Source organism: Candidatus Izimaplasma bacterium HR1 (genome assembly GCA_000755705.1).
Lineage (GTDB): Bacteria > Bacillota_I > Bacilli_A > Izemoplasmatales > Izemoplasmataceae > Xianfuyuplasma.
The window spans coordinates 1,480,081-1,500,755 of the sequence record CP009415.1 but is presented as its reverse complement, the minus strand read 5'-3'; the positions used below and the strand labels follow the sequence as shown (position 1 = coordinate 1,500,755).

The window sequence follows — 20,675 nt, the reverse complement described above, 5'->3', positions numbered from 1 at the left end:
ATTAAAAAAAATATCGCAAATTATTGTGGTATTTTTTTTGTCTATATATTACAATTTTTATGTAGTCTAGGGAGGTGAAAATGTGGAATTATCAAAATTTTTGGAAAACGGGAACGGACATAGCGAATCTATTTATATCGCTGCATTAACAAATGATACTAAATTTATCGTTAATTACTCAAAAGAGGGTAAGGATTTGTTTTTACGAGACGAAAGAGATCAATCGTTACTTCACTTAGCAACTCGTAATAAAGCAGTATTATCTTTAGAACTATTATTAGAACTAGGGTTAGACCCTAACATTGGAGATAAATACGATGATACACCATTGCATATTGCAAGTTATATGGGGAATGATGAAATGGTAGGATTGCTACTTAAACATAACGCAAATCCTAATTATCCTAATAAAAGAGACGAAACTCCACTTCACAAAGGAGCTTTTAAAGGGAATGTAGATGTAATAAGATTATTACTAGAAAACAATGCTGATATTTATTTAACTGACGAGTTTCACGCTTCAGTTATGCAATACGCTGTAAGAAGCAAAAAAATAAAGGCAGTAAAGTTCTTAATTGAAAAAGGAGCTATTATTAACTCCCTTGATGTTAGAAACCAATCAACTTTACATTACGCTGCCCTTTATTCAACTGTCGATATTGTTAAATTTTTAATTTCGAATCGCGTTAATCCATATTCAAAAACAAATTACTTACTAACACCACTTCACTTGGCGATAGAACATCCCGATTTTGAAATGGTTGAAGTGTTTTTAGAATCAGGAGTAACTTCTTATGATAAATCTAAGTTTAATCTATCACCATACGATGAGGCAGTTCAAAAGAATCGTTTTGAAGCTGTTGAATTATTTAATAAACTTAAGAATGATACGGATTATCAATCAAAACTAAAAGCCAATGCATTAACATTATCGATTGTCAGAAATGATTTCGATCAAGCTGACAGCTTGATCCCGAGAAGCAATGTTAACGCTAAAGACATATTTGGTAATACTGCATTATTCTATGCGATTGTAAATCAAGAACCATATTTAGTTGAAAAACTATTAGAATTTGATGCTTCGATATATGCAATTGATAAAATGAATTTAGATGCAATTTATTACGGGGTCCTTGTAGGTAACAAAGAGATTGTTAAATCAATTATGAAAAAACAGGTAAACCTGAATAAAAAGTACTTAGGATATACAGTATTAGAGTATGCATTATATACAAACGACTCAGAAATTTATAAGGTATTAAAAAACGAAGCTAAATAAGCTTCGTTTTATTTTTTTAAATCAGTTCTTTTTAACTAACATCCAAAGTTCTTAATTAATATTTATATTGGAGTTGGCGAGTTTTTAACTAAGTCATCAATTGATGCAATCCTAATGCTTAATTATGCATTGAATTAACAAGGTTAACAGACTATAATATATATTATATGTTGTCTGTCTTTGCTTATTATATGAATAATAGTCTGGAGGAAAGAAATGAATAAAGTGTCAAAAGTAGTAATTGGAAATGTTATTCTATTTGGATTGTTTTCTATTATAGGTCTTGTTGTTGAACTATCTACTGGAAATTATGAAATAAAATTCTTGTTTAATATGAAGATTGAAACCAGTTATGAATCATTGTTATATGTAACAATCTTGGTTGGGGTTCTAACAATTGTTATTAAATATCTTAAATCTTTGACTATATCAGAATAGTAGAGATAAAGTGTTCAATCTAGAAAGTTTGTAATCTTGTACCAAACATAAGAGCCACCCGAACGGGAGGCTCTTTTTTTTTTGTTATTAGTTTCATTTACTTTTATACTCGAAGTTTTAATATAGAAAGAACATTGAGAATGTTACAAATCCATTTAATAACATATGGATTACAATTGGGACAATGATATTCTTGCTTCTATAATAGAAGTATCCAAGGACAACACCTAAACCAGCATAATAGAAGATTTGCTCTAAATCAAATGATCCCATAACATGGATAAATCCGAAAATTAATGATGTTATTACAACAACGGCCCAAGAAGGTAAAACTTTAATTCTCATCAAGAAATTAAACCCAGCTAGTCTAAAGACCATCTCTTCAACCATTGGTGCTAAAAATACTGCAAATAACACTAAACTCATTTGATCAAACCAACCACCTTCAAGTAATTGATTGAGTTGCTCTTGATTATCTGATGTATCAGTTATTCCGAGTAAACTGTATATTACATTCATTAACATACTTACAGCTATTAAAGTTAGGAAACCTAAACCAATAAGTTTTATATATTCCCATTTGTTTTGCTTAAATTGAGCAAATGCTTTCTTCCAAAATGATACAAGCATTACAACAAACAATAATGCCATAATTCCATAAAATGATAAATTTGCTATACTATTAAATCTAATCAAGTTTTGGTCGTTGTTCCAATTAATATTGGTGGCAGCTAGTAAACCAACTTGTATAGCTATAAGTAATATGTACAAGCCTGCATAAGTTATCACAATTTTGTTCTCGATACGCATATTCATTTTTGTCACCTCACTAATAGATTATATCATAACTAAGCCAAACGAGTCATATTATTTGTGTTTATTTGACTTTTTGATAGTTTATGGTAATATATTATAGAGTAAAAGACTACATAAAAAAATAATGTTAAAGGGTGATAAATATGCCAAGAAAATCATTTGCAGTAATTGGAATGGGACGATTTGGGCAAAGCGTAGTTGAAGAACTAATCAAACAAGAAGTTGATGTATTAGTTATTGATAAAGATCCAGAAAGAATTGCCAAAATGAGTAAAATAGCAACCCATGCAGTTACCCTAGATACAACAGATGTAATAGCTTTAAAAGAAGTTGGAATTAGTAGTATTGATCATGTTGTTGTAGCGATAGGTAAAGACTTACAAAGTAGTATCTTAACAACCTTAATCTTAAAAGATTTAGGTGTAAAACAAGTAACAGTAAAAGTACAAGATACAAACCATATGAAAATAATCAAAAAACTAGGTGCTGATGAAATCATTCAACCAGAACAACAATCTGGTAAAAGATTAGCTAGTAAAATTGTCAGTGATAATGTCTTAGATTATATTGATTTAAATGAATCTCATAGTTTCATTGTAGTTAACGCTACAGCGAAAATTATTGATTCAACAATCATTAATCTAGATGTTCGTAATAAATTTAAAATCAATGTCGTTGCAGTAAGAAGAAATGGTGATATCATTATTCCTAACGCAGACACAGTTATTGAAGATAAAGATCAATTATTATTAATTGGTTCGAATAACGATTTAGCAAAATTTAACGCATGGCTAAAAAAATAAGCAGAATTTCTGCTTATTTTTATTTTTTATAGGTTATAATTTAAGTGGTGATAATTATGAAAGAATATATTTACTATATTAGTTATGGCAGTAACTTACTAACCAAAAGATTTAACTTATATATAACCGGTGGAGAAGACAAAGAACTAAACATTAAGCAAGTTGGGTGTCTTGATAAAACATCACCTAAAGATGTCATTAAAATTCAACTACCTTACAACATTTACTTTGCAAAAAGCTCAAGTAAATGGGGAAATAAAGGAGTTGCTTTCTTAGATGTTTCTAAATCAGGTGAAAGTTATTCAAAAGGATATCTAATTACAAAAGAGCAATACCTTGAAGTAAGTAAGCAAGAAGGTGCTTGGTATGACAATGAGTTTTATCTAGGAGAATATAATGGTTATCCACTTTATACATTAACTTCTAGTACTAAATATACTAATAATCGACCTGATGAGGCATATCTTGATGTAATTAGAAAAGGGTTATTAGAAACATATAAGGATTTATCTATCAAAGAAATCAATAATTATCTATTAAGGAGACAAACATGAAAGAGATATTAATAGCTACTAAAAATAAACATAAGATAATTGAAATGAAAAAGATGTTAGAACATCTCGGTTATAAGGTTCTAACTTTATTTGATTATGAGGAATTGCCCGAAATAATCGAAGATAAAGATACCTTTAAAGGAAACGCTAAAAAGAAAGCTGAAACGTTAAGTAATTATCTTAATAAAGACGTTTTAGCAGATGATAGTGGATTAGAAGTATTTGCTTTAAACAACGAACCGGGAGTATATAGCGCTAGATACTCTGGTGAAGATGTAACATATGCTGATAATAATAAGTTACTCTTAAGTAATATGGAAAATATTGATAATAGAGGAGCAAGATTTGTAACAACTATCTGTCTATATAGAATTAATCAAGAACCAGTATATTTTGAAGATTACTTATACGGAGAAATTGCTTATAAGTATCAAGGAGACAATGGATTTGGATACGATCCTATCTTTATACCTAGCGGTGATACAAGACATTTGGCAGAATACTCTCTTGATGAAAAGAATGTCATATCACATCGTGGAAAATGCGTTCAAAAACTAATTAGTTATTTAAAACTAGGTGAATAGGTAGTATAATTATATATGATAAATATAAGGAGGTAATGTTATGTCATTAAAAGGTACAAAAACAGAGAAAAACTTACTAAAAGCTTTTGCTGGTGAATCACAAGCTCGTAATCGTTACACAATGTTTGCAAAAATTGCAAAAAAAGAAGGTTACGAACAAATTTCAGAATTATTTTTGGAAACTGCTGAGAATGAATTAGAGCATGCTAAAATTTTCTTTAGACATCTAGAAGGTGGAGTTGTAGAAATTACTGCTGCATACCCTGCTGGAATTGAAGGAGACACTAAAGAAAACTTATTTGCTGCTGCTGAAGGTGAAATGGAAGAATGGGTAGATTTATATCCAGAGTTTGCTAAAATAGCTATAGAAGAAGGATTCCCTAAAGTTGCCGCATCATTCAAAATGATTGCTAAAATTGAAAAAGATCATGAAGAAAGATATCGTAAACTATTAAGTAATTTAGAAGAAGATGTTGTTTTCAAAACTGAAGAAGAAACAATCTGGTTCTGTCGTAAATGTGGACATGTTCACATTGCTAAAAGAGCTCCAGGTATGTGTCCTGTTTGTAAACATCCACAAAGTTACTTCGAAAGAAAAAAAGCTAACTACTAAAAACTAAAAAGTGAAGATAATTCTTCACTTTTTGTTTTAGTTATGAGAAAAAACTTATTTCTTTGTTATAATAGAGAAAAGGATGTGATTTTAGTGAAGGTAGTTGTATTTAGTGATGCTCATGGAGATAAACTAGCAGTTGATCGAATAATTGATTGGAATAGTGATACAGATTATTTCTTATCAATGGGTGATACAGAGCTTCCATTAGATTATTTAGTTAGTCATGATGTAGTTATGATAAAAGGTAATTCTCGTCATGATGCTGGATTTATGAATGAACGAATGCTGGAAATAGATGGGGTAAAACTGTTTATGACGCATGGGCATAAATATAACGTACATCGTTCTTTAGATAAACTGGCAAAACTCGCATACGAAAAAAATTATGATGTTGTTTTATTTGGACACACCCACATTCTGGAAATAGAAAAAGTTGGGAAAGTACAGTTTTTAAATCCCGGTTCGTGTGCCAAACCACGAAATGCTTTACCACCGACTTATATGATTCTTGACATTACTGAAGGAGAACTTACTTGGACGATAAAAGATTCAATTGACAATAGCACAATCGAGGTGTAAATATGATTGGATATTTAGGACCAGAAGGTTCTTATACGTTTTCAGCAGCACTATCATTTAACACCATTGAAGACTTAATTCCGCACAATAATATTGGGCGATTATTCTATGCTTTAGAAAATCATGAAGTTGAAGGAATTATTGTCCCATTTGAAAATATGAAACAAGGGATTAGTTTTGATGTTTTAGGTCGAGTTAGAAAAGGTCATTACCATATTTCTAGAGAAATCGTACTAGAGATAATTCTCAGTGTTGTTTCTAAAGAACCAAACAGTGAAAATATTGAGCAAATCTTTGCGACAACTCATAGCATTAATGAATGCTACAATAATCTAAAAAAAGAGTTTGGGAAATATCAAAGATTTGAAGTGAAAACCGATAAAATGGCTTTAGAAAAACTAAATGAAGAAACTAAAGTAAAGCGAGGTAGTGTTTTATCTAATTTTGAAGAATTAGGTAGCTACAATGTAGTTGTAAGTAATATAAGAGATACGAAAGAGAATACTAATAAGTATGCTTATATCACGAGAAGCTTACAAGTAAATGGCGTTCATAATAAAACCTTAATTGCCTGTAGTCCTAAATTTAACAGAACCGGTAGTTTATATGACATTATCCATGAATTTATTATTAGAGGAGTTAATATAACTAAGATATTATCAAGTCCGCAAAAGACTAGTGACGACAATATAATTATCTATATTGAAGTTGATGGTAATATCGAAGATAAACTTATCACAGAGGCTTTAAACATTGTAAAATTAAAAAGTAGATTCATAAGTATATTAGGTAGTTATTTCAGTAAATAAAAAGAGAAATCAGCGATTTCTCTTTTTTTTAATTCATTTCTTTAAAATGTAGAATCCATAACTAGGAATAACTATGTTTTCCCCAGTTTTAACTGTTTTATTGTGGTAAATGTCCTCAAATGTTTGATTTTGGAGTTCTTTTGGTAATACTATGTTATTTTCCTTATAACGTTTAGAAATTAAGAAATATAAATCTTGTTTTTGATAGATTATATATTCCTCATTGTCATTTGTTTCTAACCATTTTATAGAATGATGTTTAAAGGCATAATTATTATTTCTCAGTTCAATAAGCTTTTTGATATGAGATTGAATATCTTTATCTTGTTTATCCTCATTCCATTCCATGCAATGTCTGTTATCTGGGTCATGTTTTCCTGTAAGACCTATTTCTCCGCCGTAATAAATACTAGGAGCTCCTGGAAAGGAAAACATAAATAGATAAGGTAACTTCACAAGATTAATATCATTAGAGCAAATCTCTAAGATTCTTGTTGTATCATGAGAATCGACTAGGTTATAAAGTGATTTTAAGACATTCTTTGGATATGTTGTTAAAACTTGATTAACTTTGAATTTAAATTCAGTAGAGGTATATTGGTTTTTATCAATATTAGTCCCAAAATAGTTCCACAACGGGAAGAGGAGTTCATAATTCATAACCCCGTCATATTGGTCCCCCATCAGCCATGGTGTTGAATTAGCCCAATTCTCACCGATGATGTAGGCATCTTCTTTAGAAGACTTAACAGAATTTCTAAATTCTCTCCAGAATTTATGACTTACTTCATCACTCACATCTAAACGCCATCCATCGATATCATATTCGTCTATCCAGTATTTAGCTGCGTTTAGAAGGTGTTCTTTCATTAATGGGTGATTAGTATTCATTTTAGGCATATAAGGTGTGAAAGCGAAAGTACGGTAGTTTAAAAGACGATGATCTTTAAAGATTTTCTTGGCACTTTCTCTATTTATTGTTTTATCTTCATTCAATTCGAAATTGATAACTGGTTTATCTTTATCAATAATATAGAAGCAATCGTAATAAGGACTATCCTTGCCTTTCTCAACAACATCTTGGAAGAAAGGATGACGGAATCCACAATGATTATAAACCGCATCTAACATTACTTTTAAACCTTGTTTATGAGCTTTTTCAACTAATTCACCAAATAGCTCATTAGTCCCAAAAGCCTGATCGATTTTAGAGTAATCATTAACGTCGTACTTATGAGTACTATCACTTTTAAAGATTGGAGTCATATAGATTCCAGTAAAACCAGAAGCTTTAATATAATCTAATTTATCGATTATTCCTTGGAGGTCTCCACCAAATCTTTGATGGTTAGAATACTCTTTTGTGTCGCCCCATTTTAAAGTGTCTGGAGTATTAATAGAAGGATCACCATTACTGAATCTTTCGGGGAAGATACTATACCATGTTTGGTTTTCTACCCAACTTGGAGCATTAAAGATATCTTCTTCATTTAAGAAAGGAAAATTAAAGTAATTGAAATGATCTTTTAAGAGTTTTGGTTGTTTTTCTAAATCAATGATTTCTCTTGAACCATATAAGTATTTTTCATTGATAATGAATGCATAACGCATTCTTTTAAATGTTGGTCTTGCTTCAATAAAGAAATGATCAAATTGCTCTGTTTGATATTCTTTTTCTAGATAGGAATCTTCACTACTATCGATTAACCAAGTCCATTTGTCATTTTCATCAGGACCCCAGTTGAAAGGATCACCATAAATAACACGGATACTTTTTACTTTGTCTTTACTAGCGATAACTTTCAAATGAACGGTATCTTTATCATATATATAAGCGAATTTGCTTTTACCTTCGTGGTAAATTGTATAATCAATCATAGTAATTCCTCCTTAGATATTTCAAGTATAACATAAACATAATAACATTCTTTGTGGTAGCGGTATCATTTTTAGTTTAAACAAGGATTTTTAGTAATATTTAGTGTATAATTTTTACATAATATAAAGATTTTTAAGGAGTTTTAATATGAAAAGAAAATGGTGGCAAGATGCGATTATATATCAATGTTATATTCGTAGCTTTTATGATAAGAACAATGATGGTATTGGAGATTTTAAAGGATTGATCGAAAAGATTGATTATTTTGATGAACTTGGGGTTAATGCTGTGTGGGTAAGTCCACACTATAAATCACCAATGGATGATAATGGTTATGATATTAGTGATTTTTATCAAGTAAGTGAAGATTATGGAACTTTAGAAGACGTTAAAGAATTTATTGCTTTAGCTCATAGTAAGAATATTAAAGTAATTTTTGATTTGGTTTTAAACCATACATCAGATGAACATGAATGGTTTAAAATTGCTTGTGATCCAACTCATCCTGAGTTTGATAAGTATCATGATTACTATATTTGGCAAGATCCTAAATATGATGAAGAAGGTAATATGCAAAAACCAACAAGATGGTTAAGTTGGTTTGGTGGTGGAGTTTGGGATTATATCCCTGCTGTTAATAAATACTACCTTCATATCTTTAGTAAAAAAATGCCTGATTTAAACTGGCGTAGCAAAGATATGGTTAAAGATTTAAAGAAAATGACAAAATGGTTAATTGATTTAGGGGTTGATGGCTTTAGAGTCGATGCTTCAAATCATTTAGAAAAGAATTGGGATTTTCCTGATGCTTATCCTGGTTATGAGAATTTCTCTAGTTTACCAAAACATCATGAATACTTAAGTGAATTTGGCGAAGAGTTATTTGTTCCAAATGATGTTATGGCAATGGGTGAAGCTGGAGGAGGAACTCCTGAAGAAGCTGAAAAGTATGTTGGATTTAATAATACTGAATTTGATATGTTAATTCAGTTTGGACATTGCTGGCAAGATGGTGATTGGGATAACAAACTTACTCCTGGTAAATGGGCCAAAGGTAATTTATATGTTAAAGGAATCAAAGAAAGTTTTAGCCACTGGGCTAAAATGCTAGATGGTGTTGGGTGGAATTTAATATACTGGCATAATCATGATCAACCAAGAGTTATTAGCCATTACGGAAATGATAAAGAATACTGGGAACAGTCAGGTAAAATGCTTTGTCAAAGTCTATATTTAATGCCAGGTACTTCAATTGTTTATCAAGGTGAAGAAATTGGGATGACAAATGTTGATTATGAAAACCTAAGTGATTTTAGAGATGTTGAAGTTTTCACTGAATATGAAAACTTTATAGGATTTGGTGCTTCAAATGAAATCGCCATGCAAGCTCTAAGAGATCGTAGCAGAGATAATGCAAGAAGTCCCTTCCAATGGAACGATACAACCAACGCAGGATTTAGTAATAATACACCGTGGATAAACACGGTAGGTAACTATAAAGAAATCAATCTCGAAAAGCAAAGAAATGAAGAGAATTCAATTTTTAAAACATATCAAAAAGTTTTTAAACTAAGAAAAGAATTAGCACTTAGTGCAGGTAAAGTTACATTCTATGATTTAGAAGGTAATGATACCTTTATGTATAAAAATGAGACCAAAGAAAATAGCCTCTTTGTTTTATCAAACTTTAAGGGTAATGAAATTACTGTTAAGATTGATGAAGAGTTATTAAATTATAAATTCATGATGTCCAATTATGACAAAATTGAATTACAAAAGGAAATGATTTTAAGACCTTACGAATCAGCAGTGTTTATTAGGAAATAGAGGTGTAAATATGCATGAATATCGTGTTTTGAAAATGGACAGTCCCGAACTAAAAAAAGATAAACGAATCTATATTTACTTACCAAAAAGTTATGGAATTTCAGATAAATCTTATCCGGTTTTATATATGCATGATGGACAAAATCTATTTGATGACAAAACTGCCTTTATGGGAGAAAGCTGGGGGATTATGGATGCATATACAGAACATCCAAAATTACCAGAGCTTATCATCGTCGGAATTGATTCCGATGAGGATCGTGCTAATGAGTTAGTGCCTTATGAATTTACTGGGCATGACGGTAAGAAAGCTGGGGGAGATGCTGATTTATATCTGAAATTTATTACTGAAACTTTAAAGCCTTATATCGACCTTAATTATAGAACATTTAAATCACCAAAAAATACGGGAATTATGGGAAGTAGTTTTGGTGGAGTTAATTCAACATACGCTGCTTTAGTATATGGTGATTATTTTACACGTTTTGGTTGTGTTTCAAATGCTTATTACTATGGTGGATTCTTTAATGAGTTAAAATCACTTACTAAGAGTTCTGATTTAAGTAGTGTTAAGAAGTTCTATATGGATGCTGGTACAAAAGAAACACCTAATGAAGCAATCAGTAAGTTATATCTTGATACTAACCAGGAAATGTATGAAATACTTAAAGAGAAAATAGATGAATCACATCTAAGATATAATGTAATCGAAGGGGCAATTCACCATGAGACAGAATGGAAAAAGCGATTCCCTGATATAATTAAATATATGTTTAATGACTAAGACAACTATTGTTGTCTTTTTAATTGACATATTACATTTTTTTTATATAATTAAAGTGCAAACAAATTAATTGTTTGGAATTGCTATCTAATACTAAACGAAGGGCATCGTTAAGTATTTTTTTTATCCCTATAAAGGTGGTGCTTATTATGGACGAAATCCTTGTTGATTTAAGACATATTAAAAAATCATATGATGATAATGAAGTAATAAAAGACTTATCATTATACATTAAGAAAAACGAATTCGTTACTTTACTAGGACCTTCTGGTTGTGGAAAAACGACTCTTTTAAGAATCATTGGAGGGTTTGAAGAAGTTGATAACGGTGAAGTGATTTTTAATGGGAACGATTTACTTAGTGTACCAGCATATAAGAGAGAGATTAATACTGTCTTTCAAAATTATGCGTTATTTCCTCATTTAAATGTGTTTGATAATATCGCGTTTGGACTTCATATTAAAAAACAACCAAAAGAAGAAATAGAAAAATTAGTTTTGCATGCTCTTGAAATGGTAAAACTTAGCGATTTTGAAAACCGTAAGATTAATCAACTTAGTGGTGGACAACAGCAAAGAGTTGCAATTGCTAGAGCAATTGTTAATAAACCTAAGTTGTTACTACTTGATGAACCTTTAGGAAGCTTAGATTTAAAATTACGTCAAGATATGCAGTATGAATTAAAAGAAATGCAAAAAGAACTAGGAATCAGTTTTATCTTTGTAACACACGACCAAGAAGAAGCTCTTACGATGAGTGATACAGTCGTTGTTATGAAAGACGGAGTAATCCAACAAATTGGTAGTCCTTTAGATATCTACAATGAACCTAAAAATAGATTTACAGCGAGTTTTATAGGTGAAAGTAATATTATTGAAGGAATCATGAAAAAGGACTTATTGGTACATTTTGAAGGGTTAGACTTTGAATGTGTTGATAAAGGCTTTGAATTGAATGAAGCTATTGAGGTTGTGATCCGTCCAGAAGATATCATTTTATCAAAACCAAATCCTCAAAAGATTACTGGTCTTGTCGATGATATTATTTTTAAAGGAGTCCATTACGAGATAATTGTTATGGTAGGAGAAAAAGAGTATGTTATTCAATCAACTGATCCAGTTGCAGTTGGAGAAACAGTTTCTCTTAATTTTGATCCTGACGATATCCATGTAATGAAACACACCGATCTCTAACTTAAAAAAATTATCTTATCCATATGTCATATGGATGGGCGTTCTAGTTCTTGTACCAACAATCCTTATTGTAATCCTCAGTATTAGTGATTTAAATATCTTTAATATTGGACCATTTACTTTAAATTTAGATGCATTTCAAATCTTTGAAAAAGAAGCAGTAAGAATTGCTGTTAAAAATAGTATTAAATTTAGCTTAATAGCTACGGTAGTTAGTTTTATCATTGGTTATCCAATAGCTTATATTCTAGCTAATAGTAATTCCAAGAATAAAACCTTATTAGTATCATTGTTCATCATTCCTGTATGGAGTAATATGTTACTAAGAATCATGGCCTGGGAAATCTTATTCTTCCCCGAAAGCATTTTAAATATGTTTGGAATCTCTCTTGATTTAATTGGGACAGATTTGGCGATTGTAATCGGAATGGTTTCAATGTATTTACCGTTTATGATTTTACCAATATATAGTGTTTTAGAAAAAATAGATAAGAGTCTTTTAGATGCTTCAAAAGACTTAGGAGCAAACAAAATAACTACCTTCAGAAAGATTGTTTTTCCCTTAAGTATTTCGGGAGTGGTCAGTGGAGTTATTATGACATTATTACCTGCGATGACAGCCTTTGCTTTACCAGAAAGATTAGGTGGAGGAAAAATTAAATTAATTGGTAATATTGTTGAAGAGAAATTTATGACATATGGGGAATATAGTGCTGGTAGTTTGATTAGTGTTTTACTAATGATTATTATTGTCGCTATGTTTATTGTCACCTTAAGATTTGATAAAGAAGGTGAGATGCTCATATGATGAAAAAAACATTAAAAGTACTTTTAGTAGTATTCGGATATTCAATCGTTTATCTGCCAATCTTTATTATTACTTTGTTAAGTTTTAATAAAACATCTTATACTTATGAATGGACTGGGTTTAGTTTTCATTGGTACAAGGAAATATTTATAAATGATAATTTAAGAGAAGCAATCTTTAGATCTTTAACAATTGCTGTATTAAGTACTATTGTTGCGACGATTGCTGGTACTCTAATAGCGATTGGAATTAATAGTTTAACAAAGAAGAATCGTGTTAGAATGATGGTTTTAAATAATATACCTGTGATTAATCCTGACATCGTTACGGGGATTAGCTTAATGTTAGTATTTAGTTTATTACCATTATCATTCGGGATGACAACAATGCTACTTGCACATATCTTCTTTAGTATTCCGTTTGTTGTATTAACGGTCTTACCAAAACTAAAAGAATTAGATCCTAACCTATTTGAAGCAGCGCTCGATTTAGGTTGTACTCATATTGAAGGTATATACAAAGTTATATTACCCTCAATTAAAACAAGTATTATCGCAGGAGCATTAATTGCATTCACAATGAGCATTGATGACTTCGTTATAAGTTATTTTACAACTGGAGATGGGTATAACAACTTCAGTATCTGGTTATACTCTGCGTTAAAAGTTCGTAGTGTTAACCCAGGAGCTTACGCCTACAACACACTTATTGTTTTTATTACAATTGGTGTCTTAGGATATATTAATTTAAGAAACAGAAAAACAATTAAAAGGAGAAAATAAAAAGTGAAAAAAATATTTATGTTAATAAGTGGTTTAATTCTTGTCTTTGCACTTAGTGCTTGTGGGAATAGTGTAGAAACACTTAGGGTTTTAAACTGGGGAGAATATATGGATGAGTCATTAGTTGATCAATTTGAAGAGGAATATGATGTTAAAGTTGTTTATGATATCGTTGATAGTAATGAAGCTATGGAGTTACGTATCAAATCGGGAACAACAAAATACGATATCGCATTTCCAAGTGATTATATGATCGATAAATTACGTCAACAAGATTTACTAAACGAAATAGATTATGATTTATTACCAGGGTTAGATAATGTTTCATTTAAATCAGAAGTTTCAAGTTTAACTGCAGATGAAGCATACAATGATTTCTTTGTACCTTATTTTTGGGGGACTTTAGGGATTATGTATAATACTGATGAAGTAGATGAAGAAGATCTTACTGGGTTTGATGTGTTATTTGATCCGAACACTGAATACAAAATAGGAATGTATGATTCAGCAAGAGATGCAGCAGCTGCAGCATTCTTAGCACAAGGTTACAATGTGAATACAAACATAACGACAGAATTAACTGCTACAGAAGATTACATGGCTGCTGGAGTTTATGATTATTTTGGTACTGATAATTTAAAGACATTAGTTCAAAGTGGAAATCTAGATATGGCTTTAGTATATAGTGGTGATTATTTTGATCAATTATATGTTGCTGAAGAAGCTGAATTAGAAATTAATTTTGCATACTTTGTTCCAGAAACTACGAATATTTGGGTTGATGGATTTGTTATTCCGACAACAAGTGAGAACATAGATTTAGCACATAAATTTATCAACTTCTTCCTTGATCTTGATGTTACTTCACAAAATGCAGATTGGGTAGGATATGCACCAGTATTAACCGAATCATATAACTTACTGGTCAGTGATGAATATGGTTATGGTGAATACGACAATTATGATCCATTCCCAGCAGGTACAACTCGTCAAGTATATAAGTTTATAAGTGATACAAGATTTACTAGATTAAATGAATTATTGGATATTGCAAAAATTGACTAAAGCAAAAATCAAAATCCCACTCGGATTTTGATTTTTTTTAGTTAAAAATACTGCAGAATATTTCACAAGTATATAGCTCATTTAACTTTCAAAAAACCCTTATATATGATATATTAGTATATATAATTTATATTAAAAGAGGTAAGAATATGGACGAGATTAAAAAATTATCAAGAAGAGAACAACGTGAAGAAGTAATTCAAAGATTATACGAGATTGATATCAACAAGATAGAAGAACCTTTTTTAAGTGAATATGAGTTCGTTGACAAAGTAGTTAACGGTGTACTTTTAAACATTGAAAAGATTGATGAGATTATTAGTGTAAACTTACAAAAATGGAAGATTAATCGTTTAACATACGTTGATCGTGCAATAGTTAGATTTGCAACATACGAATTGTATTATACTGAAACTCCACATGAAATTGTTATTAATGAAGCTTTAAATCTTACTAAGAAATTTAGTGATGAAGGCGATAACAAGATGGTAGGGTTTACTAATAAAGTTTTGGACAACATCAAAAAGTACTTAAAGAAGTAGGGATATTATGGAAGAGAAACGTTATTTAACGGTATCTGCTTTAACGAAATACATCAAATATAAATTTGATAAAGACGCACATTTAAAAAATGTGCTTTTAAAAGGTGAAATTTCAAATTTTAAACATCACTCACGTGGACATTTCTATTTCACTTTAAAAGATGACAAATCTCAAATTAGTGCGATTATGTTTGCATCTAGTAGTAAGAAGGTTATTTTTACACCAAAAGATGGAATGAGTATTTTAGTAGAAGGGTATATTACTGTTTATGAAGCAAATGGTGGATATCAAATCTATGTCAATAAAATGAGTGAGGATGGTCTTGGTGACTTATACCTTGCCTATGAGCAATTAAAGAAAAAATTAAGCGACGAAGGATTATTTGATGGTATGCATAAACAACCAATACCAAGGTTTCCTAAAAGAATCGCTGTTTTAACTAGTCCCACAGGAGCTGCTGTTAGAGATATTATCAATATCGTAAACAGAAGATTTCCCGTTTCGGAAATCATTGTTTATCCAACTTTAGTCCAAGGACCTTATGCAAAAGACAATATTGTTGAAAATATTAGAAAAGTTAATTCTGATAATTTATCAGATGTAATTATCTTAGGTAGAGGTGGAGGAAGTATTGAAGATTTGTGGCCATTCAATGAAGAACTTGTAGCTTATGAAATCTTTAAATCAAAAGTTCCAATTATCTCAAGTGTAGGACATGAAACTGATTTTACAATAAGTGATTTTGTCGCAGACTTAAGAGCACCTACTCCCTCAGGAGGAGCTGAACTTGCTGTTCCTAATCAAGATGATTTATTCAAATACCTTAGACAAATGGAAGCACAAAATGAACTAAGCTTAAAGCGATTAGTAAAAAGAAAGAATGATTCATTAAATAATATTCTAACTAGTTATATTTTCCGTGATCCACTAAGACTAACAGAGCAAAAGTCACGAAAACTGGATCACATAATGGAAAAACTAGATTTACTACATCCAGGTAATAAACTAAAACAATCAACTGAAGAAGTAGTTCATAAAACAAAGTTATTGAACAATTACTACCAAAGGTTACTAGAAAAGAAACAAAATAATTACTTACTAAAAGTTAATAAATTAGAACTAGTAAACCCCCTTTCAATAATGAAAAAGGGATATTCATTATCAAAAGTTAATGGCAAAATAATCAAAACCGTTAAAGATGTAAAAATATCTGATAAAGTCGATATTTTAGTAAATGACGGTATTATAGAAACTACGGTAATTAATGTAAGAGAGGAAGAATAATATGAGTGAAGAAAAAAGCTTTGAAAAAGCACTAGAAGAATTAGAGGTGCTTGTCAAAGAATTAGAAAATGGAGAAATCGAATTAAGTAAAGCAGTTAATAAATACAATGAAGGTATGCAGTTAAGTAAGTATTGTCATGATTTATTAAAAGACGCTGAAAATGTAATTGTGAAAATGATGAAAGACGACAAATTAGTAGATTTTAACGAATAAGAGGTGTTACGAGTGGATTTATACAATATTGAGGATCCTAACTTTTTAAATGAGTTATCCACAAAAGAACTACAAGAACTAAGTGAAGAAATTAGACAGTTTATTATTGATAAGGTTTCAAAAACAGGAGGACATTTATCCTCTAATTTAGGCGTTGTAGAACTAACAGTAGCCTTACATAGAGTTTTTGATTCACCGAAAGATAAACTGATTTTTGATGTTGGACATCAAGCATATACCCATAAAATTCTAACAGGTAGAGCAAAAGAATTTGATACATTAAGAAAGTATCAAGGTCTTTCAGGTTACCTAAAAAGAAGTGAATCACCTCATGACATATATGAAGCTGGACATAGTTCAACTTCAATCGCAGCTGCTGCGGGGATTGAGTTTAGTAAAAAATACACCAAGGATTCACACAAAATAATCCCAATAATTGGTGATGGGGCATTAACCGGAGGAATGGCTTTTGAAGCTTTAAATTTCCTTGGTGGAAACAAAGATCACCAACCAATTATTATCTTAAACGATAATGAAATGAGTATTAGTGAAAACATCGGGTACTTATCAAATGTTTTAAATGAAATAAGAGGTAAAGTAACTTATCGAAAACTAAAAACTAAAACAATTCGTTTTATGCCTAAATTCCTAAGAAAACTTACTTCTAAAGTCGAAAGAGGAATCAAAGGATTCTTAACAAATAATACAATATTTGATGATTTAGGATTTTCATATTACGGACCGATCAACGGTCACAATATGAAAGAATTAATCAAATATTTAGAAATAGCTAAGAAGGCTAATAAACCTTGTGTTATCCACGTTTTAACTGTTAAAGGTAAAGGATACAAATTCAGTGAAAACGAGAAGACAGGTACATGGCATGGTGTTAGCCCGTTTAATAAAGAGACAGGACTATCACTAGCAGTAAAAGAAGAAAACATCTTATCTTGGAGTGAGATTATTGCTCATTATATGAGTGATTACGCTCGTAAAAATGAGAAGTTCACTATCGTTGTACCAGCAATGATTGGTGGGAGTGGCTTATTAGAATATCAAAAGGAATTCCCTAACCGAATTATCGATGTTGGAATTGCTGAGCAAATGGCGGTTACTATGAGTAGCGGTTTTGCTATTGAAAACGTTGATGTATTTGTACCACTCTATTCAACATTCTTACAACGAGCATACGATCAAGTAAATCATGATGTAGCTAGACAAAATCTAAAAGTAGTATTCGGAATTGATCGAGCTGGAGTTGTTGGTGCTGATGGGGAAACTCATCAAGGTATTTATGATATTCCATTATTAAGACATATTCCTAATATGACAATAACTCATCCCCGTACCCCAGAAGAAGCATATGAGTTACTTAATTACGGATTCAAAGAGAATACCGGACCATTTGTAATTAGATATGAACGTGGTACTTTTGAGTTTGATAAAACAAAACCAATCACTGATAAAGTAGCTACTCTTAAGTGGGACATTATCAATGAAGGTAATGATTTAGTATTTATTGCTTTTGGTAGTATTCTAAATGATTACTTAAAAGTAGTAAAAGAAGAAAAATTAAGTGTGAAAATCGTGAATGCTAAAACGATTAAACCATTAGACAAAGATATGATAAATCAAGTAATTAAAATGGACAAACCAATAATTATATATGAAGAATCAGCATTATTAGGTGGATTTGGTAGTAGTGTATTAGAATACTTAACAATCAATAATTTACCTACTAAACATATTCATTTAATGGGAATTGGTGATGAATATGTTAATCATGGTTCAAAAAAAGAAATTTTAGCTGAGTTAAAATTAGATGTTAAGAGTACTATTAATAAGACAAAAGAACTTATAAAGTAGGTTGATGATATGCTTTCATACATTAGTGTTAAAAACTTCGCAATTATTGAAAATATCGAAGTTGAGTTTAAAAAAGGAATGACATCCTTAACCGGTGAAACTGGTGCAGGAAAAAGTTTGCTAATCGATGCGATTGGTCTTTTGTTAGGAGACCGAGCAACTAGTAATATAGTAAGAACAGGTAGCAATAAAGCAGAAGTTGAAGGAATCTTTAACTTCCATAATCCTGAAATTACTAGGATATTAAACAATCTAGGTATCGATGCACTAAATAATGAACTAGTTATTAGAAGACAAATTACTCCTTCAAATAACAATATTATCAAAGTAAATAGCCAGACTGTAACTTTGAAAGATCTAAAAGAAATCACTTCAAAACTAGCAGATATCCATACGCAAATGGATACGCATAGACTAATAAATCCCCTAACTTATTTAGACATTATTGACGGTTTTAAAAGAAGCAAGATTGAGGATTTAACTGCTGCTTATCAAGAAAATCTTAAAGAATATAAGAGTGATTTAAAAGAATTAAAGCGTCTCGAAAATTCTAATAATGATCTTCTCGAAAGATTAGATCTTATGCGATTTCAGTTAAAAGAAATCGAGTCTTATGATTTAGAAATCACCGAAGAAGAAACATTAGAACAAGAAGTTGAAAAACTCGAAAACTTCGATAAAATCTATCAATCATTACAACAAGCTAAGCAACTTCTAGAATCAACTAATGCAATAGCATCGATTTATGATGCAAGTAAGTATCTAGAAGAAATAAGTGATATCAATGAAAGTTATAAGGAACTTCTAAATCGTTTTAATTCAAGTTATTTCGAACTTGATGACGCATGCCAAGAACTAAGTAATGAAGCTAGTAATCTTGATTTTAATCCAACATTATTGGATGGTTACCAGGAAAGATTAAATAGTTTAGATAGTCTAAAAAGAAAGTATAAAAAAAGTATCCCAGAAATCCTGGAATACCATAAAAAAATAAAAAAAGATATTAATAATATTGATAACTTCGATGAAGTTATCAACAATCAAATTGAGAAAGTAAAAACCAGTTTCAATGTTTGCTTGAAAAGCGCAAAAATTATTACTTCTTTACGTGAAGAAATAAGTAAATTTATTGAAGTAGAACTTTTAAAAATCCTCGCTGATTTAGAACTTGATAAAACTGATTTTAAAGTCTGTTTTAATGAAGTGAATAGTGATGATTATAAATCAAGTTCAATTTTCTTTGAAAATGGAATTGATGAAGTAGATTTCTTATTAACTACAAATGTTGGTGAACCTAAGAAATCACTAAGTAAAAGTGCTAGTGGTGGAGAGATGAGTCGGATTATGTTAGGGTTTAAAAACCTTCTAACTAAATCACTCGGATTAAGCCTTATAATCTTTGACGAGATAGACACTGGAGTTAGTGGTTATGTTGCTAATCAAGTTGCCAAGAAAATGGTAGAGATAGCAAATAATACGCAAGTTATCTGTATTACTCATATCCCCCAAGTAGCTAGTATTTCTAATCATCATTTAAAAATAAGTAAAAGTGTAAGCGATGGAAGAACTAGTGCTCATATTAAAGAATTGTATGATAAGGATCGAGTTCTAGAAATAGCTGAAATGATTAGTGGTGACATTGTCACTGAAGCTAGTATTAATACCGCAAAAGAATTATTAGACAATAAAAAAAGCCTATTTAGATAGGCTTTAAATTTTTACTATGTTTGTAAGGCCATGACTAATGTATAAATTAGTCCAACAAGTCCTGATAAAACAAAACTTAATGCTAAAACAACGATAACGACACGTCCCCATCTAGTCTTAACAATGTTCTTAGTTATAGGAGCTACATGTTGTGTTTGCTTCTTTACACGTTTTTTACTATTTGGCATATCTTCACCTCAATACTACTTGATATTTAACTACATTAAATTATATATTAAATTCAC

Annotated in this window: 22 protein-coding genes; 19 read left to right on the top strand and 3 right to left on the bottom strand. The window is 30.6% G+C overall.

Annotated elements, in window-relative coordinates; genetic code table 11:
* Positions 1–82: 82 nt before the first annotated feature.
* The gene (locus tag KQ51_RS07345; protein ID WP_038470807.1) at positions 83–1,279 is read left to right on the top strand and encodes an ankyrin repeat domain-containing protein; all 1,197 of its coding nucleotides are present in this window, start codon (positions 83–85) and stop codon (positions 1,277–1,279) included.
* 216 nt (positions 1,280–1,495) lie between these two features.
* Positions 1,496–1,717, top strand: coding sequence for a hypothetical protein (locus KQ51_RS07340; RefSeq protein WP_038470805.1), 222 nt, complete (start codon positions 1,496–1,498; stop codon positions 1,715–1,717).
* A gap of 117 nt (positions 1,718–1,834) precedes the next feature.
* On the opposite strand, the gene KQ51_RS07335 is transcribed toward KQ51_RS07340, so the two are convergent.
* A complete protein-coding gene (locus KQ51_RS07335) occupies positions 1,835–2,533 on the bottom strand; it encodes a CPBP family intramembrane glutamic endopeptidase (RefSeq protein WP_038470803.1) in 699 nt (232 codons plus the stop codon).
* A gap of 143 nt (positions 2,534–2,676) precedes the next feature.
* On the opposite strand from KQ51_RS07335, the gene KQ51_RS07330 reads away from it, so the two are divergent.
* From KQ51_RS07330 to KQ51_RS07305, 6 genes are all read left to right on the top strand, one after another.
* The gene (locus KQ51_RS07330; RefSeq protein ID WP_038470801.1) at positions 2,677–3,336 is read left to right on the top strand and encodes a potassium channel family protein; all 660 of its coding nucleotides are present in this window, start codon (positions 2,677–2,679) and stop codon (positions 3,334–3,336) included.
* 56 nt (positions 3,337–3,392) lie between these two features.
* Positions 3,393–3,890, top strand: coding sequence for a hypothetical protein (locus tag KQ51_RS07325; RefSeq protein ID WP_038470799.1), 498 nt, complete (start codon positions 3,393–3,395; stop codon positions 3,888–3,890).
* Complete coding sequence (rdgB, locus tag KQ51_RS07320; RefSeq protein WP_038470797.1) at positions 3,887–4,474, top strand: RdgB/HAM1 family non-canonical purine NTP pyrophosphatase; 588 nt, start codon at positions 3,887–3,889, stop codon at positions 4,472–4,474. Before KQ51_RS07325 ends, rdgB begins: the two co-directional genes overlap by 4 nt.
* Positions 4,475–4,514: 40 nt before the next feature.
* Positions 4,515–5,087, top strand: coding sequence for a rubrerythrin (gene rbr / locus KQ51_RS07315; protein WP_038470795.1), 573 nt, complete (start codon positions 4,515–4,517; stop codon positions 5,085–5,087).
* Positions 5,088–5,180: 93 nt separating this feature from the next.
* Entirely contained in the window at positions 5,181–5,669 is a 489-nt protein-coding gene (locus KQ51_RS07310) for a metallophosphoesterase family protein (RefSeq protein ID WP_158497956.1), read from the top strand.
* 2 nt (positions 5,670–5,671) lie between these two features.
* Complete coding sequence (locus KQ51_RS07305) at positions 5,672–6,478, top strand: prephenate dehydratase (protein WP_038470792.1); 807 nt, start codon at positions 5,672–5,674, stop codon at positions 6,476–6,478.
* A gap of 33 nt (positions 6,479–6,511) precedes the next feature.
* On the opposite strand, the gene KQ51_RS07300 is transcribed toward KQ51_RS07305, so the two are convergent.
* On the bottom strand, positions 6,512–8,356 hold the full coding sequence (locus KQ51_RS07300) for a glycoside hydrolase family 13 protein (protein ID WP_038470790.1): 1,845 nt from the start codon (positions 8,354–8,356) through the stop codon (positions 6,512–6,514).
* 148 nt (positions 8,357–8,504) lie between these two features.
* Between KQ51_RS07300 and KQ51_RS07295 the strand changes: the two genes are divergently transcribed.
* From KQ51_RS07295 to recN, 11 genes are all read left to right on the top strand, one after another.
* Entirely contained in the window at positions 8,505–10,184 is a 1,680-nt protein-coding gene (locus KQ51_RS07295) for an alpha-glucosidase (RefSeq protein WP_038470788.1), read from the top strand.
* Positions 10,185–10,194: 10 nt separating this feature from the next.
* Complete coding sequence (locus KQ51_RS07290; protein WP_038470786.1) at positions 10,195–10,968, top strand: alpha/beta hydrolase; 774 nt, start codon at positions 10,195–10,197, stop codon at positions 10,966–10,968.
* Between the two features lie 146 nt (positions 10,969–11,114).
* The gene (potA, locus tag KQ51_RS07285; RefSeq protein WP_198763750.1) at positions 11,115–12,161 is read left to right on the top strand and encodes a spermidine/putrescine ABC transporter ATP-binding protein; all 1,047 of its coding nucleotides are present in this window, start codon (positions 11,115–11,117) and stop codon (positions 12,159–12,161) included.
* Between the two features lie 34 nt (positions 12,162–12,195).
* The gene (locus tag KQ51_RS07280) at positions 12,196–12,969 is read left to right on the top strand and encodes an ABC transporter permease (RefSeq protein ID WP_052609340.1); all 774 of its coding nucleotides are present in this window, start codon (positions 12,196–12,198) and stop codon (positions 12,967–12,969) included.
* Positions 12,966–13,751 carry an ABC transporter permease gene (locus tag KQ51_RS07275; protein ID WP_038470779.1) on the top strand — a complete coding sequence of 262 codons (786 nt, stop codon included), beginning with the start codon at positions 12,966–12,968 and terminating at the stop codon, positions 13,749–13,751. The genes KQ51_RS07280 and KQ51_RS07275 overlap by 4 nt, the downstream gene beginning before the upstream one ends.
* Positions 13,752–13,754: 3 nt before the next feature.
* Positions 13,755–14,816 (top strand): extracellular solute-binding protein, encoded by a 1,062-nt coding sequence (locus KQ51_RS07270; protein ID WP_052609338.1) that lies wholly within the window; start codon positions 13,755–13,757, stop codon positions 14,814–14,816.
* Positions 14,817–14,965: 149 nt separating this feature from the next.
* A complete protein-coding gene (nusB, locus tag KQ51_RS07265) occupies positions 14,966–15,358 on the top strand; it encodes a transcription antitermination factor NusB (protein ID WP_038470777.1) in 393 nt (130 codons plus the stop codon).
* Between the two features lie 7 nt (positions 15,359–15,365).
* A complete protein-coding gene (gene xseA / locus KQ51_RS07260; protein WP_038470775.1) occupies positions 15,366–16,643 on the top strand; it encodes an exodeoxyribonuclease VII large subunit in 1,278 nt (425 codons plus the stop codon).
* A 1-nt stretch (position 16,644) separates the two neighbouring features.
* Positions 16,645–16,857, top strand: a complete 213-nt coding sequence (gene xseB / locus KQ51_RS07255; RefSeq protein ID WP_038470773.1) for an exodeoxyribonuclease VII small subunit — start codon at positions 16,645–16,647, stop codon at positions 16,855–16,857.
* 12 nt (positions 16,858–16,869) lie between these two features.
* Positions 16,870–18,723, top strand: a complete 1,854-nt coding sequence (gene dxs, locus KQ51_RS07250; protein ID WP_038470771.1) for a 1-deoxy-D-xylulose-5-phosphate synthase — start codon at positions 16,870–16,872, stop codon at positions 18,721–18,723.
* Between the two features lie 9 nt (positions 18,724–18,732).
* On the top strand, positions 18,733–20,430 hold the full coding sequence (recN, locus tag KQ51_RS07245) for a DNA repair protein RecN (RefSeq protein WP_038470769.1): 1,698 nt from the start codon (positions 18,733–18,735) through the stop codon (positions 20,428–20,430).
* Between the two features lie 14 nt (positions 20,431–20,444).
* Here the strand turns inward: recN and KQ51_RS09760 are convergent, their stop codons facing one another.
* Positions 20,445–20,618, bottom strand: a complete 174-nt coding sequence (locus KQ51_RS09760) for a hypothetical protein (protein WP_158497955.1) — start codon at positions 20,616–20,618, stop codon at positions 20,445–20,447.
* Positions 20,619–20,675 lie beyond the last annotated feature (57 nt).